Origin of the sequence: Paeniclostridium hominis, assembly GCF_014306135.1 — a bacterium.
Classification (GTDB): domain Bacteria; phylum Bacillota; class Clostridia; order Peptostreptococcales; family Peptostreptococcaceae; genus Paraclostridium; species Paraclostridium hominis.
Window position 1 is genome coordinate 1 of record NZ_JACRWD010000008.1, and the last position, 17,512, is coordinate 17,512.

A 17,512-nucleotide genomic window follows, 5' to 3' on the forward strand; every position below is an offset into this window, starting at 1 on the left:
CCAACTTCAAGATAAGATTTCCCACCGTAAGGGTAAGATCCCAGGAAGACTACCTGGTTGATAGGTCAAAGGTGGAAGTACAGTAATGTATGTAGCTTATTGATACTAATAGATCGAGGACTTGACCAAAATGAAAATCTTTCAAAATCGATTTTCATAGCGCCAACCAAGTCGATGACTTCGGTTGCTTAAAGATTATTTAATCTAATAAATGTTATTCAGTTTTTAGAGTACTAACTCTAACTAAATAGATATTAATCTATGAAAGATTATGTGGTTATTACAGCAAAGAGGATACACCTGTTCCCATTCCGAACACAGAAGTTAAGCTCTTTAGCGCCGATGGTACTTGGTGGGAAGCTGCCTGGGAGAGTAGGACGTAGCCACGTAATCTTTTTTTATTTTGTATATAATAAATTCAGTAAATGTTATTTGTATTTCACAGAATGAAGTGTAAAATAAATATGAGAATATAATTTAATAAAATATCAATGTAAAAGTCACTTTATAAAGTGACTTTTATTTGTATAATAAAGTGTATGACTGAAAGGAGGAGCTTTAAGATAATATTTAACTTAAAGCTATTAAAATGAAAACACCTATTATAAATTCTTTAAGAAATTTAGTTGATGAAAATATAATATCGTTCCATGTTCCAGGTCATAAAAAAGGGTATATTTATGAAAAATTAGGATATGAAGATTTATTTAGAAATTTATATAAACTAGATACAACAGAAGTACCTGGAACAGATAATTTACATTCACCTGAAGAATGTATAATGGAATCACTTAAAATAGCATCAGAGACATTTAAAAGCGATAAAACATATTATTTGATAAATGGATCAACTTGTGGAATTGAGGCAGCTATAATGGCTGTAACAAAGCCTAAAGAAAAGATTATAATGAATAGAGACTGTCACCAATCAGCTATAAATGCATGTATTGTTGGAGATATAAACCCTGTATATATAAAAGCAAATATAAATGATCATAGTAATACTTTAAATGGAGTTAAATTTGAACATGTAAAGACTGTTATAGATAGTAACTTGGATGCAAAAGCATTATTCTTGACGTATCCAACTTATTTTGGAAATATATGTGATCTAAAAAGCATTTGCGAGTATGCTCATAGTAAAGATATGATTGTATTAGTAGATGAAGCTCATGGAGCTCATTTAGGATTAAGTGATAAACTACCATATACTGCATTGAGTCAAGGTGCAGATTTAGTAATACAAAGCACACATAAGACATTGCCATCATTTACACAGTCATCTATGATCCATATTAAGGGTAATAGAATAGATGAGAATAGATTATCTAATATGCTTAGAATAACACAATCATCAAGTCCATCTTATTTACTTATGGCATCTCTAGAGATTGCTGTAGATATTTACTTAAATAAAGGAAAAGATTTGATGGAGGAGTTACTTGTAAATATATCAGAATTTAAAAATGATATTTATAAACTTAAATATATTTCAATAGATGAATCTGACGATAAAACTAAGATATTTTTAAATACAAAGAAATTAGGAATAACAGGATATGATTTAGAAAAAATTTTAAGAGAAAAATATAAAATCCAAGTTGAGTTAGCTAATTATTATGGAGTTTTACTTATATCTACTATAGGAAATACAAAAGAAGATTTTTCCAAATTAAAAGAGGCTTTATATGAGATTGATAAAAAGTATAAGAAAGAATCTAAATTAAGAGATATACATTATCCATTAGATATGCCTAAAAAAATATTAACTCCAAGAGAGGCATTTTATACTGATAAAAAAAATGTTAAAATAAATGATAGTATAGGTAAAATATCTGGTGAGTATATTATTCCATACCCACCTGGCATTAGCTTAGTATCTCCTGGAGAAGAGATTACGGAAGAGGTTATTGAATATATTATAAAATGTAGAGAGAAAGGTATGAATGTTAGCGGAGTTAAAGATTCTAATCTTGAATATATTCAAATTATAGATATAAAGTAAACTAAGTAGAAAGGAATTAACTATTAAGCAAGATTATACAGCTTTAATAAATTTGCTTATATGGTGACAGGTGTAAAATATGAAAGGTAAGTTAATAATTATAGAGAGTGGTTCAGATGCTAGTGGAAAGGCTACTCAAACTAAAAAATTATATAATAAATTAATCGAAGATGGATATAATGTAAAAAAAGTAGAATATCCAAATTATAAATCAGAATCATCTGCTTTAGTTAAAATGTACTTAAACGGAGATTTTGGAAAAAATGCTGATGATGTTGATGCATATATAGCATCTACTTTTTTTGCAGCAGATAGATATGCATCTTTTAAAACTGAATGGGAGTCATTCTACAATGAAGGTGGAATTATAATAGCAGATAGATACACTACATCTAACATGGTACATCAAGCATCTAAAATGGATGAAAACGAAAGAGATAAGTTTATTGATTGGTTATTTGATTATGAATTTAATTTATATAAAATACCAAAACCAGACTGTGTAGTATTTTTAGATGTTCCTATAGAATTTAGTAAAAAACTTATGGATAATAGAAAAAATAAATTTACAGGTGAAGATAAAAAAGATATACATGAAGGTGATATAGAATATTTAACTAGATCATACAATAATGCTTTACATATAGCGGACAAGTATGATTGGAAAAAAATTAATTGTATAGAAAAAGAAAATTTAAGAAGTATAGATAGTATTCATGAAGAAATATATAAAATAGTTAAAGAAACTATAGATTCTATGGAGAAGTAAATATGTATTTTGATAAAATTATAGGTCAGAGTTTTGCAAAAAAATATTTATCAAACTCTATTAAAAAAGATAAGATAAATCATGCATATTTATTTGAGGGAATAGATGGGGTTGGAAAAAGTACATTTGCAAAAGAGTTTGCAAAGTATTTACTCAAAACAGAACATATTGAAAATAGTCCAGACTATATAAATATAGAACCTCAAGGTGCAAGTATAAAAATCGCTCAAATAAGAAATCTACAAACAGATGTAATAATAAAACCGCATGGTGATTATAAAATTTATGTAATAAATAATGCAGAGAAAATGACTATGGAATCACAAAATGCGTTATTAAAGACATTAGAAGAACCTCCTATATATGTAATAATAATACTTATAACTAATAATAAAAATTCTTTACTAGATACAATAAAATCTAGATGTGATATAGTCAAGTTTTTACCGATACCACTTGTAGAGTTAAAAACGTATTTAGAAGATAGAGGAATAGATGAAAAAAAAGCTAGTATGTTATCAACTTTTTCAAGAGGAAGTATTAGTAAAGCATTGGAATTATCTGAGTCATCAGATTTTATGATTATGAGAGAAGATATCCAAAATAACATACAAACAATTTTAGAAAAAAATGTAGTAGAAGTATTAGAACTTCCTAATAAATATGATAAATATAAAGATAATATAATAGAAGTTTTAGATATAACTATAAATTACTTTAGAGATATAATGATGTTAAAAGAAAATATAGATAAAGATATGATTATAAATATAGATAAAATAACGTATTTGCAAAATATGAGTAAAAAAATTAACTATTCTCAAGTGTCTAAGATTATTGATATAATAGAGGAGACTAAGAAAAAGTTAAGAAGCAATTGTAACTTTAATTTGAGTGTACAAGTAATGGCTTTAAATATATATGAGGTGATTAAATGATAAGAATAGTGGGTGTTAGATTCAAAAGTGCGGGAAAAATATATTACTTTGATCCTGTAGATTTTGAAATAGAGAAAAATATAGATGTAGTTGTAGAAACTGCAAGGGGATTAGAATACGGTAAGGTTGTTGTAGGGCCTAAAGAATTAGATGAAAGTGAACTTGTATCACCTTTAAAGCCTATCGTTAGAATAGCGACTGAGGAAGATACTAAAATATATTTAGAGAATAAAGAAAAGGCAAAAGAAACATTTGAAGTATGTCAACAAAAAATAAAAGAACATGAGTTAACAATGTTTCTTATAGATTGTGAGTATACATTTGATAGAAATAAGTTAATATTTTACTTTACAGCAGAAGGAAGAATAGATTTTAGAGAGCTTGTAAAAGATTTAGCATCTATATTTAAGACAAGAATAGAATTAAGACAAATAGGTGTAAGAGATGAAGCTAAATCTATAGGAGGATTAGGGCCATGTGGAAGAAGCTTATGTTGTTCTTCTTGGTTAGGAGATTTCCAACCTGTTTCTATAAAAATGGCTAAAGATCAAAACTTATCACTTAATCCAACTAAAATATCGGGTATATGTGGTAGATTATTCTGTTGCTTAAAATATGAGCACGATGTATATAGTGAGGCATTAGAAAAAATGCCTACAGTAGGATCGGTAGTTCAAGTTCCAGATGGAAAAGGTAAAGTAATAGAAATTAACCCACTTTTAGAACAAGCTAAGGTAGAATTACAAGATAAAAATATCAAATTATACGAAGTTGAAGATATAAAAGTTTTACAAGAAGCAAGAAAGTGTGGAGGCTGTGGTTCAAGAGATGAAAGACTTGATGCAGAGACTCTAAGAGAATTAAGAAAACTAGAAGATTAATATGGGGGTAGGATAATTCCTACCCTTTAAATTATAGATTTTTTATAGCAAGGAGTAAATTTATGGACGTAAAGTTAAAAGACACGGAAAGAATAGATGATATTCAATTAAAAGGATTGAGGTTAATTCAAGATACAACAGGATTTTGCTTCGGAGTAGATGCTGTATTACTAGCCAATTTTACAAAGGTAAAAAGAGGAGCTAGTGTTGTAGATTTAGGAACAGGAACAGGTATAATACCAATACTTATAGCTGGAAAAAGTGAAGCTAAAGAAATAATAGGTGTTGAAATACAAGAAGAAGTATATGAGATGGCAACAAGATCTGTATTACTAAATGATTTACAAGATAGAGTAAAGATAGTTAATGGAGATATAAAAACTATAGATGAAACTTTAGAAGTTAATAAATTTGATGTAGTTACTTCAAATCCTCCATATATGCATGATAACGGAATTAAAAATCCTAATGATAAAAAGGCTATATCTAGACATGAAGTTAAATGTAACTTAGAAGACGTAATAAGATCTTCATCTAGATTGTTAAAGGATTTAGGAAAATTTTATATGATTCATAGACCAACAAGATTAATAGAAATAATAACATTAGCAAGAAAATATAAATTAGAACCTAAGCAAATTCAATTTATACATCCTAAACAAGGAAAAGCTCCTAATATAATGTTAGTTCAATTTACTAAGGGTGGAAGACCAGATTTAAAAATACTAGACCCACTATATGTTTATGATGAGGATGGGCAATATACTAAAGCAATCAATGATATATATGCAAATGAAGATATAGGAGAGAAGTAAATGAGTGGAAAATTATATGTATGTGGAACTCCAATAGGGAATTTAGAAGATATAACGTATAGAACTTTAAGAGTTTTAAATGAGGTCGATTTAATAGCAGCAGAAGACACTAGACATAGTATTAAACTTTTAAATCATTTTGAAATATCTAAACCACTAACAAGTTATCATGAACACAACAAAGATAATAAAGGTGAATATCTAATTAATAAATTGTTAAGTGGAGAAAATATAGCATTAATAAGTGATGCAGGAATGCCTGGTATATCAGATCCAGGAGAGGAAATAATAAAACAAGCCATAGAAAATGATATAGAAGTAGTTGTTTTGCCTGGAGCTACAGCTTCAATAACAGCTTTAATAGGTTCAGGTCTTGAAACAGGTAAATTTGCATTCGAAGGATTTTTAGATAGAGATAAAAAAAGAAGAAGAGAACAATTAGAAGAATTAAAACATGAAAAAAGAACTATAATATTTTATGAATCACCACACAGATTAAAAGATACTCTAAAAGATATGGTTAAAATATTAGGAAATAGAAATATTGCTATAAATAGAGAATTAACTAAGAAGTATCAAGAGGTAATAAGAAATGATATACAGGGATGTATAGATATATTTAATGAAAGAGAAGTAAAAGGTGAATTTGTTCTTATAGTTGAAGGATTTAAGGGTGAAATAGAAAAAACTTGTGAATATGATAATCTAAATGATAGAGAATATGTAATAAAGCTTATGGAAGAAGGTACAACTAAAAAAGATGCAATTAAAGTTGTATGCAAAGAAAGAAAACTTAAAAAAGATATAGTATATAAACAAGTTTTAGATTTATAAAATAGAGGTGATAAAACATGACATTAGTTAAGAAGCTAATGGATTGTATAAAAAGTGAAAATAGTTGCACTCATCTAAGAGAGATGGATAAATTAGGGGAACTAGAACAAGTATTTCCTATTATATCGAAGATGAAAACTGTTGGTGAATGTAAATTCCATGTTATAAATTGTTTTGAACATTCAATACTGGCATTAGAACTTTTAGAAGAAATAATACGAGAAGAATCATTTTTCGATACGCATATAAGATATAAAGTACTTGAAAATTTAAATGAAAAATTAGATGATGGAATTAAGAAAAAAGAACTTATAAAGTTAGGTATATTTTTACACGACATGGGGAAACCATTAGCTCAAACTATTGACGATAATGGTAGAGTTCACTTTAAAAAACATGAAGTTATAGGAGCAAATGAAATTTTTGAAATAGGTAAAAATTTAGGGTTAAGTGAAAAAAATATAAATATCTTATATAAATATATAAGATACCATATGACATTACTTGAGTTTTATAAAAATAATAATATGAGTAAAGATGTTTTATTTAATGCATTTGATATATTAAAAGATGAGAGCATAGACATTTTTATTATAGGATATGCTGATATTGTGTCTACTAGAAAGTTAATAAGACCTAATGAAGACACAGGTGTTATAAAATCATATATGACCTATGGAATAACAAATTACTTATACAGATATAATAGAATTTAAGTAAAATTTTTTAAAATTTAAATATAGACAATTTTAAAAAATTTGTATATTATAAAAGTGTATTAGCTATTTAAGGCTAATACACTTTTATTGTATTTATATTTAAAGCCTTTGGGAAACAAAGGTTTAATTAATAATTTTATGGAAAACGATTTTATAAAAGGTGACTTAAATTTGGGGAGGATAAAACATGAGAAAAAACATATCAAATAAATTGAAGTCGATTCAGCCATCGGTAACTTTAGCTATAACTGCAAAAGCTAAAAGTTTAAAGGCTCAGGGGATAGACATAATAGGATTTGGAGCTGGGGAACCAGATTTTAGAACTCCTAAGCATATAAGAGATGCAGCAATAAATGCTATAGAAAATGAAAGTATAGGCTATACAGCAGCTTCAGGAATGGAAAGTTTAAAAAAAGCTATATGTGATAAATTAAAAAGAGATAACAACTTAGAATATACACAAGACCAAATAGTTGTATCAAATGGAGCTAAACATTCTTTATTTAACACTTTATCGGCAATATGTAATCCAGGGGATGAAGTAATAGTACCTAATCCATATTGGGTAAGTTATCCAGAATTAGTTAGACTTGTAGATGCAAACCCTGTATTTGTTGAGTGTCCAGAAGAAGCTGAGTTTAAATATACTGTTGAAGCTTTAGAAGCTGCTATAACAGATAAAACTAAAGCTATAATATTAAATACACCAAATAACCCAACGGGTACTGCTTACAAAGAAGAAGATTTAAGAGCAATAGCTGATTTAGCTGTTAAACATAATATATATGTAATATCAGATGAAATATATGAAAAATTATTATATGAAGGAACTCATACAAGTATAGCTTCTTTCAATCAAGATATAAAAGATTTAGCTATAGTAGTAAATGGAGTAGCAAAAGCTTATGCTATGACAGGATGGAGAATAGGATATACTGCTTGTAATAAGGAAATAGCTAAGGCTATGTCTAATTTCCAAAGTCATGCTACATCAAATCCTAATACTATAGCTCAATATGCAACTATAGCAGCTCTTAATGGTCCAGAAGAAACTTTAAATGAAATGATTAAAGCATTTAAAGAAAGAAGGGATTTTATGGTTGAAAAGATAAATTCTATAGAAAATTTATCTTGCTTGAATCCACAAGGAGCTTTCTACGTAATGGTAAACATAAGCAAATTAATAGGTAAAACTATAAATGGAAAAGCTATAAATAATTCAGTAGATTTTGCAGATTACTTATTAGATGATGCAAAAGTAGCAGTTGTACCAGGAATAGGATTTGGAAATGATAACTACATAAGACTTTCTTATGCAACTTCATTAGATAATATAAAAGAAGGATTAAATAGAATAGAAAAAGCTATAGCTTTATAATATAAAAAGGGTATCTCAATTTTGAGATGCCTTTTTTATATTATAAACAATAATTTAAATAAGCTACATAAAATTACAAAATAAATAATTTAGTAGAAGTAAATGTAATTATAAAGTATAATTATTTATATTGTTTAGAAATTGAAATATGGGGGAAGATATGTTGAAAAAAGGAGTAATTGCTATAGCTATTGCAGTATTTGTATTTCAGATGTATAGCTTAATAGCATCTAAAGAAAAAGATACTTATGCAGATGAACAAAAAGCACAAGTTCATGAAGTTAAAGAAGAAAAACCAAAGCATAATGTAAGTGATTATGTAGAAGGAGAAAAACCTTTATATATAGATGGTATATTAGTTGTAAATAAAGATTATGGACTTCCTAAAGACTATGCTCCTGAAAGTGGGAGAGAAGATACAGAGGCAATGAAGGCTTTTAAAGAAATGAAAGCAGCAGCAAAAAAAGATGGGATTATAATAAATATTAGAAGTGGCTATAGAAGTTATAATACTCAAGTACAGCTATATAATAATTATGTGAAAAAGGATGGAAAAGCAGAAGCAGATAGATACTCTGCTAGACCTGGATTTAGTGAACATCAAACTGGATTAGTATTAGATATAACTACAGGTAATACATCAAGACCAATAGGGACATGGTTTGATAATACACCACAAGCTAAATGGTTGTATGAAAATGCATATAAATATGGTTTTATCCTTAGATATCCTGAAGGAAAAGAAGATATTACAGGATATATGTATGAATCATGGCATTATAGATATATAGGAAAAAAAGATAGTCAACATTTTAATATGAATAATTTAACCCTAGAAGAATATTTAGGATTAAAATAAAAAGGATGCTAAAAGCATCCTTTTCATTTTAATTGATTTTATAATATTGATTTAGACTCTATTATTGTTGATAATATAACTGAGGTTTTAGTTCTACCTACTTGTTTTATTTTATCAATGACTTTTTCAAGTTCATACATATCTTTAACTATTACTTTTAAAAGTAAACAGTCTTCACCAGTTATATGATGACATTCTACAATACGATTATCATCCTTAGCATATTCTATAAAACTGCTGTAATTTTCACTAGGTAAAGATATATTTATAAAAGATTTAATTACTCTACCTAACTTATCTGGATTTACTATAGCTTTATAGCCTTGTATAATTCCAGACTCTTCAAGTCTTTTAACTCTTTCAGATACAGCTGGGGAAGTTAAACCAACTATCTTACCTAAATCTTTCATAGAAATTCTTCCATCTTTTTGTAATATTTCTATAATTTTGTAGTCTGTTATATCCATATTTGGACCCCCTTCAATTGATACTGATTTAAATATTTTTTTTAGTATTTAACATGGAATTTTTTAGGTTCCAAAGTTTTTCGGATAAGTCAACTTTATAAGTTTGAGGATATATTAATCTTTTATATTCTCTCCATAAAGTATTTAATTCATTTTTAGTATACTCTTTAATTTCTAATACAGATCTATGTTTATAAGCACATTTCCCTTCAATAAATAAAGGTTGTAGTAACTCCCTGATTGTATAGTTTTTAAATATTTTCTTTTTCCAAGTATATACTGGATGGAATATAGTAAGAGGTTTAGTAGTATCTATAACCTCATCTTCAAGCATTACTAAATCAGCTTCAGCTTTTCCTTGAGTATTATATATTCTAACCACTTTTTTATATCCTGGGTTAGTTATTTTTTCTGGATCTTCAGAAATTTTAATTTTAGGTTCAAAGCTATCATCTTTATATGAAGCAACAAGTTTATAAACTCCTCCAAGAGAAGGTGAATCAGATGATGTTATTAATTTTGTTCCAACTCCCCAAGAATTAATAGGAGAACCTGAAGATTTTAATTCAGAAATAGCATGTTCATCTAAATCATTAGATGCTGTTATTTTTACATTATCAAAACCTTCTGCATCTAATAGCTTTTTACATTCTTTAGATAAATAATCTAGATCTCCTGAATCAAGTCTTATACCCATTGGTTCAAATCCTTTTTTTCTCAAATCTTTAAACACTTTTATAGCATTAGGTACACCACTATTTAAAACATCATAAGTATCTACTAATAAAAGACATTTATCTGGATAAATATTAGCATAAGCTTCAAAAGCTTCTAATTCCGAATCAAATTTTTGAACCCAGCTGTGAGCATGAGTTCCTACTATAGGTATATTAAACATTTTCCCAGCAAGTACATTTGCAGTAGCGCTACATCCCCCAATTATAGCTGCTCTTGCACCATAAATACCAGCATCAGGACCTTGAGCACGTCTTAGCCCAAATTCTAATACAGAATCATCTTGAGCTGCAAAACAAACTCTAGAAGCTTTAGTAGCAATTAATGATTGAAAATTAATAATTGTAAGTAGCGCAGTTTCAATAAGTTGAGCTTGATACAGAGGCGCTTTTATCCTTATTATAGGTTCATTTGGAAACATAACAGTACCTTCAGGAACTGCATAAATATCTCCTGTAAATTTAAATTTTTTTAAGAAGTTTAAAAAATTTTCTGAGAACAAGTTTAAACTCCTAAGATAGTCTAAATCGCTATCTGAAAAATTAAGGTTATTTATGTATTCAACAAGTTGATCTATACCGCAAACTATAGTATACCCACCTTTGCAAGCGTTTTTCCTAAAGAACATATCAAATACAACAATATCATTATGGACATTATTCTCAAAATATCCATTAATCATAGTGAGTTGATATAAATCAGTAAGAAGTGTTAAATTTTTCATTATATATCTCCTTATTACCCTAAAAATATAAATAAATTAGATAATTATACTTAATCATAATATAGAATAAGTTTCAAGTATAATCTCATAACTTAATATCATAAAATTGATAAGAGGGGGGGATTTATATCACAAAGATATGGTTTTGGATGATTTTTATTGGTATTATTGGAAGTATATTCACCAATAATTTAGGGCAATTAAATGATGTAATATTAAGTGAAGCATCTAGGGGAATTGAATTTGCAGTTAGTTTAGCTGGAATAATGGCTTTGTGGATGGGAATTATGAATATAGCAAAAGACTCTGGGTTGATAAATAAAATAGGTGATATGTTATATCCAATTTTAAAAAAATTATTTCCATCTGTACCTAAAGGGCATAAAGCTATGTCATATATAGTTATGAATATAGTTTTAAATATGTTAGGAGCAGGAAATGGAGCAACTGCTTTTGGACTTAAAGCCATGAATGAATTGCAAACATTAAATAATAAAAAAGACACAGCTACAAACGATATGATTATGTTTTTAGTAATAAATATTTCTTCTATACAGATTATTCCATTTACTATGATAAAATTAAGATTAGATGGAGGAGCTGCTAATCCAAGTGAGATAATACCTACTACTTTATTTGCAACGCTTATCTCTACGGTAGTTGCTATTACAACTTGTAAGGTGTTTCAAAGAAGGAGGTATAGATGATGTTAAATATATTTTCTAACTCAATAATACCTGTAATAATTTTAATTATAGTAGTTCATGGAAAAATAAAAGGTGTAGATATATATGATAGCTTTGTCAAAGGTGCAATTGATGGTTTAAAAGCTACCTGGGGTATACTACCGTACATAATAGGAATATTTTTAGCAATAGGAATATTTAAAAGTGGAAAAGGTATAGATATGTTGGAATTTATATTTAAACCTATAACTGATTTACTTAGTATACCTAAAGAGTTAATAGGTCTTATAGTTATAAAGCCATTATCAGGAAGTGGAGCTTTAGGTATGTATAATGAACTTGCAACTAGAGTTGGAATGGGTACAATAATTGAAAAGATGGGGGCAACTATAGTAGGTGCTTCAGAAACAATATTTTATACTATGGCAATATACTTTGGAAGTTTAAAAATTAAAAATACTAGGCATACTTTAACTTGCTCTATGATTAGTCATATTGCGGGAGTAGTAGCTGCTGTATTTATATGTTACATATTATTTAGTTAAAATTATTTTGAAAAATTCAAAAAATATATTTACAATTTAAATTTAAGTAACTATAATTAGCTTATAAAAAAGATTTATAAAATAAATTCTATGAAAAAGAGAGTAGCACTAAATGAAGTTTCAGCGAGCTAGGGTTGGTGTGAGCCTAGTAATGAAGTTTAATGTGAAGAGAGCTTTGGAGAAGATTACTTGAACTAATAGTATGGTAATCGGTGAGCCTGCCTTAAAGGATTGAGTGGATAAGTTTACTTATCAATTAGAGTGGTAACGCGGATATAATTCGTCTCTTGGTTTTTTAACCAAGGGACTTTTTTAATATATAGAATTATATTATGTATTATCATTTATTGGCTAACTTATCAATGAGAGTGGTACCACGGATAATTTCGTCTCTTAGCAAAATGCTAAGGGGCTTTTTTATTACACAAAACATGTTTTGAAGCTAAAATTAAAATTGAATTATCAAACGATTATCAGTTACTAATAATTATTAATTAGGAGGAGTTATTATGAAAAAAATTAAAAAATCAATATATGCAGTTTTAATAGGAATATTAAGCTTATCGGTAGTAGGATGTTCTTCAAAAGAAGAAAAAAGTCAGCTACAAGCAATAAAGGATAAAGGGGTATTAACAATAGGAACTAGTGCTGATTATCCACCTTATGAATTTCATAAAGAGATAAATGGTAAAGATACTATTGTAGGATTTGAAATGATGATGGCTGAAGAAATAGCCAAAGAATTAGGTGTTAAGTTAGATATAAAAGATATGAAATTTGATGGATTGCTAGGGGCTCTTAAATCAGGAAATGTAGATATGGTTGTTGCAGGTATGAGTCCAACTGAAGAAAGAAAAAAAGCAGTTAACTTTACTGATATTTACTATAATGGGGAACATGTTATCTTAGTTAAAGAGCAAAGTAAGAATAAGTATAAATCAATCGATGATTTAAAAAATACGAAAATAGCCGTTCAAAAAGCTAGTCTTCAAGAAAATATAGCAAAGGATATTATAAAAGCCAATGATATAAAATCATTAGGAAAGATATCTGATGTCATACTAGCACTTCAAAATAATAATGTTGATGCAGTTGTAGTAAGCAAAGAAGCCATAGATGGTTACTTAAAGCAATATCCTCAAATTGTAGTGTCTCAAGTTAATTTAGGTGAAAATAAAGAAGAAGGTTCAGCTATAGCTGTAAATAAAACAGATGATAAAACTTTAATATTAGAAGTTAATAAAGTTATAAATAACTTAAAGGATAAAGGAAAAATAAATGAATATGTTCAACAAGCTACACAATTAGCACAATAAATTTAGGAGGTATTAAAAATGGATTTTTCGTTTTTGAGTAATTACTCACAATTTTTTATAGATGGAACAAAGATAACTATTGCTATATCTGTATGTACTTTACTTTTGGGATTTATTGTAGGGGTAGTAATATGTTTAGCAAGAATATCTAGAAATAAGGTATTAAGTTTTTTAGGTAGAGTTTATATAGAGTTTTTAAGAGGAACACCATTGTTAGTTCAAATTTATATAATTTATTTTGGATTTCCTACTATAGGAATTAAATTTCCAAGTTTAGGACCTATACCTTCTGAATATATTTCTGCAGTAGTTGCGCTTTCTATAAATTCAAGTGCATATATAGCAGAAATATTAAGATCGGGTATACAGTCAATCGATAAAGGGCAGATGGAAGCTAGTAGATCGCTTGGATTAGATTACTCAACGAGTATGAGATTAGTAATAATACCACAAGCGTTAAAAAATGTACTTCCAGCTCTTGCTAATGAATTTATAGTTTTAGTAAAAGAGTCATCTATAGTATCTGTTATAGGGATACAAGATTTAATGTATAGTGCAGATATAGTTAAAGGAAATACTTACTTGGCATTTGAACCATTATTAGTAGCTGCAATGATATATTTTATATTGACATTTACATTATCTAAGCTAGTGGGATTATTAGAATTTAAGTTAGCAAATAAAAGTGAGAGAGAATCTAACTTTTTAGGTAAATTATTTAAAGCTAGTAATGCATAATAGGAGGTGTTACATTATGATACAATTAAAAAATATACAAAAAAGTTTTGGAAAAAATGAAGTTTTAAAAGATATAAATCTAAATATAAAAAAAGGTGAAATCGTAGCAATTTTAGGTCCTAGTGGATCAGGAAAAAGTACTTTGTTAAGATGTATAAACCTTTTAGAACAACCAAATGGAGGCGAAATTATTTATAATAGTGAAAATATATTAAATAAAAAATGTGATATTAATAAAGTCAGACAAAATATTGGTATGGTATTTCAAAATTTCAACTTGTTTCCAAATATGACTGTACTTGAAAATATAATAGTTGCACCTACTAAATTAAAAAAAGTAAGCAAAGAAGAAGCCATAAGTGATGCACTAAACTTACTAGATAGAGTTGGATTACTAGAAAAGAAAAATGATTATCCATCTCAACTTTCAGGAGGACAAAAGCAAAGAATAGCAATAGCTAGAGCATTGGCCATGAAACCAGATATGATTCTATTTGATGAGCCTACATCTGCACTTGATCCAGAGATGGTAAAGGAAGTATTAGATGTAATGAAAGAGCTTGCAAAAGAAGGAATGACGATGGCAGTTGTAACTCATGAGATTGGATTTGCAAAAGAAGTTGCTAACAAAGTTGTATTTATGGATGAGGGGTATATATTAGAAGAAGGTACTCCTAAGGAAATTTTTGAAAATACAAAGAACATAAGAACCAAACAATTCTTTGATAAAGTTATATAAAAGCAAGTAATATAGCAAAATAAGATTGACATACTGTGGTAAATTTAATAAAATTAAGCTTAATAAGTTAATATAAAAATATTCACAAAAATGGTGAATAAAACATAATATTTATGTAAATTATATAAACAATTAAGCTATGAAAAGATGAGTAAGTAACAATTTTTTCTACAGAGAGCTAGGGTAGGTGAAAGCTAGTGTTAAAAGAATTACTGAATATGGTCTTGGAGCTATTTTATCCGAATAATAGACTAAGTCTATTTTTAAGATAGAACGGTTAGACTCGTTAACGTCTTCTAAGATATCTATAAAATAATTATAGATAATTAGGGTGGTACCGCGAATATAACCTCGCCCCTATGATATTACATAGGTGGCGAGTTTTTTATTTATAGAGAAAACATAAATTTGAGGAGGAAATATATATGACAAAACCTACTTTTTACGTTACAACTCCTATATATTACCCAAGTGGTAACCTACATATAGGACATACTTATACAACTGTTGCAGCAGATGCTATAGCAAGATTTAAGCGTTTCTGTGGATATGATGTAAAGTTTTTAACAGGAACTGACGAACACGGAGAAAAGATACAAAAAACTGCTAAAGAAAAAGGAATGACAGAAATAGAGTATCTTGATGGAATGATAGCTGACATACAAAAACTATGGAAGACTATGGATATATCTTATGATGATTTCATAAGAACAACTCAAGAAAGACATGAAGTTATAATACAAAAAATATTTACTAAGCTATATGAGCAAGGAGATATATATAAAGGTTCTTATGAAGGAAGATATTGTACTCCATGCGAAAGTTTCTGGACAGAGTCTCAATTATTAGAAGGAAACAAATGTCCTGACTGTGGAAGAGACACTTATATAGCGAAAGAAGAAGCTTACTTCTTTAAACTATCAAAATATGAAGATAGATTAAGAGAACTATTCGCTGATCCTAACTTCTGTTTCCCAGTATCTAGAAAAAATGAAATGGTTGCAAACTTCTTAGACAAAGGATTAGAAGATTTATGTGTAACTAGAACTACATTTGACTGGGGAATAAAAGTTCCTTTCGATGAAAAACACGTTATATATGTTTGGGTAGATGCTTTATGTAATTATATAACTGCATTAGGATATATGAGCGAAGATGATTCTGAATTTAAGAAGTATTGGCCAGCAAATGTTCATATAGTAGGAAAAGAAATAATGAGATTCCATACAATAATATGGCCTGCTATACTTATGGCTTTAGGTGAAGAGATGCCTACACAAGTATATGGACATGGATGGATATTATTTGATAATGATAAAATGAGTAAATCAAAAGGAAATATAGTTTACCCAGAACAAATGATAGAAAGATATGGAGTAGATGCTCTTAAATATTTCTTATTAAGAGAATTTGCATTCGGCCAAGATGGAAACTATACTCATAGAAACTTTGTAACAAGACTTAACTCAGATTTAGCTAATGATTTAGGAAACCTAGTAAGTAGAACTGTTTCTATGGTTGAAAAATATAATGATGGAATAATACCAATGCCAAAAGTAAGTACTGAATTTGATGCTAGCTTAAAAGAAACTGCTAAGACTTCAGTAGAAAACTTTGAAATAGAAATGAACAAACTACAATTTAATGAAGCATTAGAGTCAGCTTGGAAGTTAATAAGAAGAACTAACAAGTATATAGATGAAACTATGCCTTGGGCTTTAGCTAAAGATGAAGCTAAGAAAGACGAGTTAGATGCAGTTTTATATAACTTATGTGAATCTATAAGAATAGTAGCTACTCTTATAAATCCAATGATGAACGATACTGCTAAGAAAATATATGCTCAATTAGGTATAACAGATGAAAATTTAATGACTTGGGAAAGTACTAAAACTTTTGGATTAATAAAAGAAAATACAAAAGTTGAAAAAGGAAATGCATTATTCCCAAGATTAGATATAGAAAAAGAAGTAGAAGAACTTCAAGAATTATTTGCTGAAAAGAAAGAAGAAGCAGAAGCTCCATTAGAGCATAAGCCTGAAATATCTATAGATGATTTAGATAAGATAGAGCTTAGAATAGGTAAAATAGTAAAATGTGAAAAGCATCCTAAAGCAGATAGATTATTAGTATCACAAGTTAAAATAGGACCAGAAACAAGACAAATAGTATCTGGAATAGCTAAGTGGTATAAGCCAGAAGATTTAATAGGAAAAGAAGTTACTGTAGTATGTAACTTAAAGCCTGTAAAACTAAGAGGCGTTGAATCTCAAGGTATGATATTAGCTGCAGGAGATGACGGTGATGATTTAGTATTACCATTAACAGAAGGTGCTAAAGACGGTTGCGAAGTTAGATAAGGAG

The 17,512-nt window shown here is 28.3% G+C and carries 17 protein-coding genes, 2 rRNA genes and 2 other annotated features; of the genes, 17 read left to right on the forward strand and 2 right to left on the reverse strand.

The genetic code is table 11. The annotated features are described in order from the left end of the window. From H8891_RS13090 to H8891_RS13140, 11 genes are all read left to right on the forward strand, one after another. Positions 1-129 (forward strand): 23S ribosomal RNA (locus H8891_RS13090); the annotation flags it as partial. Positions 130-272: 143 nt separating this feature from the next. Further along, positions 273-389: ribosomal RNA gene (gene rrf / locus H8891_RS13095) — 5S ribosomal RNA — on the forward strand. 200 nt (positions 390-589) lie between these two features. Continuing rightward, positions 590-2,005, forward strand: a complete 1,416-nt coding sequence (locus tag H8891_RS13100) for an aminotransferase class I/II-fold pyridoxal phosphate-dependent enzyme (protein WP_187006774.1) — start codon at positions 590-592, stop codon at positions 2,003-2,005. A gap of 79 nt (positions 2,006-2,084) precedes the next feature. Continuing rightward, the gene (locus tag H8891_RS13105) at positions 2,085-2,774 is read left to right on the forward strand and encodes a dTMP kinase (RefSeq protein ID WP_187006775.1); all 690 of its coding nucleotides are present in this window, start codon (positions 2,085-2,087) and stop codon (positions 2,772-2,774) included. A 2-nt stretch (positions 2,775-2,776) separates the two neighbouring features. Continuing rightward, positions 2,777-3,712, forward strand: coding sequence for a DNA polymerase III subunit (locus H8891_RS13110; protein WP_187006776.1), 936 nt, complete (start codon positions 2,777-2,779; stop codon positions 3,710-3,712). Next, a complete protein-coding gene (locus H8891_RS13115) occupies positions 3,709-4,593 on the forward strand; it encodes a PSP1 domain-containing protein (RefSeq protein ID WP_147547817.1) in 885 nt (294 codons plus the stop codon). Before H8891_RS13110 ends, H8891_RS13115 begins: the two co-directional genes overlap by 4 nt. 62 nt (positions 4,594-4,655) lie before the next feature. Then, positions 4,656-5,408, forward strand: a complete 753-nt coding sequence (locus tag H8891_RS13120; RefSeq protein WP_187006777.1) for a tRNA1(Val) (adenine(37)-N6)-methyltransferase — start codon at positions 4,656-4,658, stop codon at positions 5,406-5,408. Beyond that, entirely contained in the window at positions 5,409-6,242 is an 834-nt protein-coding gene (rsmI, locus tag H8891_RS13125) for a 16S rRNA (cytidine(1402)-2'-O)-methyltransferase (protein ID WP_187006778.1), read from the forward strand. It abuts the gene before it with no gap. 17 nt (positions 6,243-6,259) lie between these two features. Further along, positions 6,260-6,958 (forward strand): HD domain-containing protein, encoded by a 699-nt coding sequence (locus H8891_RS13130; RefSeq protein WP_187006779.1) that lies wholly within the window; start codon positions 6,260-6,262, stop codon positions 6,956-6,958. Between the two features lie 190 nt (positions 6,959-7,148). Then, the gene (locus H8891_RS13135; RefSeq protein WP_187006780.1) at positions 7,149-8,339 is read left to right on the forward strand and encodes a pyridoxal phosphate-dependent aminotransferase; all 1,191 of its coding nucleotides are present in this window, start codon (positions 7,149-7,151) and stop codon (positions 8,337-8,339) included. Between the two features lie 160 nt (positions 8,340-8,499). Beyond that, complete coding sequence (locus H8891_RS13140) at positions 8,500-9,198, forward strand: M15 family metallopeptidase (protein WP_187006781.1); 699 nt, start codon at positions 8,500-8,502, stop codon at positions 9,196-9,198. 38 nt (positions 9,199-9,236) lie between these two features. Here H8891_RS13140 and H8891_RS13145 read toward each other — a convergent pair whose 3' ends face one another. Together H8891_RS13145 and H8891_RS13150 are read right to left on the reverse strand one after the other, a co-directional pair. Beyond that, positions 9,237-9,665, reverse strand: a complete 429-nt coding sequence (locus H8891_RS13145; protein WP_147547805.1) for an Lrp/AsnC family transcriptional regulator — start codon at positions 9,663-9,665, stop codon at positions 9,237-9,239. A 28-nt stretch (positions 9,666-9,693) separates the two neighbouring features. Beyond that, positions 9,694-11,124 (reverse strand): nicotinate phosphoribosyltransferase, encoded by a 1,431-nt coding sequence (locus H8891_RS13150; RefSeq protein WP_187006782.1) that lies wholly within the window; start codon positions 11,122-11,124, stop codon positions 9,694-9,696. Between the two features lie 149 nt (positions 11,125-11,273). On the opposite strand from H8891_RS13150, the gene H8891_RS13155 reads away from it, so the two are divergent. From H8891_RS13155 to metG, 6 genes are all read left to right on the forward strand, one after another. Continuing rightward, positions 11,274-11,831, forward strand: a complete 558-nt coding sequence (locus H8891_RS13155) for a nucleoside recognition domain-containing protein (protein WP_187006783.1) — start codon at positions 11,274-11,276, stop codon at positions 11,829-11,831. Further along, a complete protein-coding gene (locus tag H8891_RS13160) occupies positions 11,831-12,355 on the forward strand; it encodes a spore maturation protein (protein ID WP_147547798.1) in 525 nt (174 codons plus the stop codon). Before H8891_RS13155 ends, H8891_RS13160 begins: the two co-directional genes overlap by 1 nt. A gap of 81 nt (positions 12,356-12,436) precedes the next feature. Further along, positions 12,437-12,646 (forward strand) — a binding site (T-box leader). 218 nt (positions 12,647-12,864) lie between these two features. After that, complete coding sequence (locus H8891_RS13165; RefSeq protein WP_187006784.1) at positions 12,865-13,671, forward strand: transporter substrate-binding domain-containing protein; 807 nt, start codon at positions 12,865-12,867, stop codon at positions 13,669-13,671. Between the two features lie 18 nt (positions 13,672-13,689). Then, a complete protein-coding gene (locus tag H8891_RS13170; protein ID WP_187006785.1) occupies positions 13,690-14,409 on the forward strand; it encodes an amino acid ABC transporter permease in 720 nt (239 codons plus the stop codon). Between the two features lie 16 nt (positions 14,410-14,425). Next, positions 14,426-15,148 (forward strand): amino acid ABC transporter ATP-binding protein, encoded by a 723-nt coding sequence (locus H8891_RS13175; protein WP_187006786.1) that lies wholly within the window; start codon positions 14,426-14,428, stop codon positions 15,146-15,148. A 130-nt stretch (positions 15,149-15,278) separates the two neighbouring features. Continuing rightward, positions 15,279-15,510 (forward strand) — a binding site (T-box leader). A 63-nt stretch (positions 15,511-15,573) separates the two neighbouring features. Then, the gene (gene metG, locus H8891_RS13180) at positions 15,574-17,508 is read left to right on the forward strand and encodes a methionine--tRNA ligase (protein ID WP_187006787.1); all 1,935 of its coding nucleotides are present in this window, start codon (positions 15,574-15,576) and stop codon (positions 17,506-17,508) included. Positions 17,509-17,512 lie beyond the last annotated feature (4 nt).

Bases quoted from the DNA above. Each gene is read 5' to 3' on its own strand.
- H8891_RS13130 (WP_187006779.1), top strand. From the start codon at position 6,260: ATGACATTAGTTAAGAAGCTAATGGATTGTATAAAAAGTGAAAATAGT.
- H8891_RS13105 (WP_187006775.1), top strand. From the start codon at position 2,085: ATGAAAGGTAAGTTAATAATTATAGAGAGTGGTTCAGATGCTAGTGGA.
- rsmI (WP_187006778.1), top strand. From the start codon at position 5,409: ATGAGTGGAAAATTATATGTATGTGGAACTCCAATAGGGAATTTAGAA.
- H8891_RS13120 (WP_187006777.1), top strand. From the start codon at position 4,656: ATGGACGTAAAGTTAAAAGACACGGAAAGAATAGATGATATTCAATTA.
- H8891_RS13165 (WP_187006784.1), top strand. From the start codon at position 12,865: ATGAAAAAAATTAAAAAATCAATATATGCAGTTTTAATAGGAATATTA.
- H8891_RS13150 (WP_187006782.1), bottom strand. From the start codon at position 11,124: ATGAAAAATTTAACACTTCTTACTGATTTATATCAACTCACTATGATT.
- H8891_RS13170 (WP_187006785.1), top strand. From the start codon at position 13,690: ATGGATTTTTCGTTTTTGAGTAATTACTCACAATTTTTTATAGATGGA.
- H8891_RS13135 (WP_187006780.1), top strand. From the start codon at position 7,149: ATGAGAAAAAACATATCAAATAAATTGAAGTCGATTCAGCCATCGGTA.
- H8891_RS13140 (WP_187006781.1), top strand. From the start codon at position 8,500: ATGTTGAAAAAAGGAGTAATTGCTATAGCTATTGCAGTATTTGTATTT.
- H8891_RS13145 (WP_147547805.1), bottom strand. From the start codon at position 9,665: ATGGATATAACAGACTACAAAATTATAGAAATATTACAAAAAGATGGA.
- H8891_RS13175 (WP_187006786.1), top strand. From the start codon at position 14,426: ATGATACAATTAAAAAATATACAAAAAAGTTTTGGAAAAAATGAAGTT.
- H8891_RS13160 (WP_147547798.1), top strand. From the start codon at position 11,831: ATGTTAAATATATTTTCTAACTCAATAATACCTGTAATAATTTTAATT.
- H8891_RS13100 (WP_187006774.1), top strand. From the start codon at position 590: ATGAAAACACCTATTATAAATTCTTTAAGAAATTTAGTTGATGAAAAT.
- H8891_RS13115 (WP_147547817.1), top strand. From the start codon at position 3,709: ATGATAAGAATAGTGGGTGTTAGATTCAAAAGTGCGGGAAAAATATAT.
- H8891_RS13155 (WP_187006783.1), top strand. From the start codon at position 11,274: ATGATTTTTATTGGTATTATTGGAAGTATATTCACCAATAATTTAGGG.
- H8891_RS13110 (WP_187006776.1), top strand. From the start codon at position 2,777: ATGTATTTTGATAAAATTATAGGTCAGAGTTTTGCAAAAAAATATTTA.
- metG (WP_187006787.1), top strand. From the start codon at position 15,574: ATGACAAAACCTACTTTTTACGTTACAACTCCTATATATTACCCAAGT.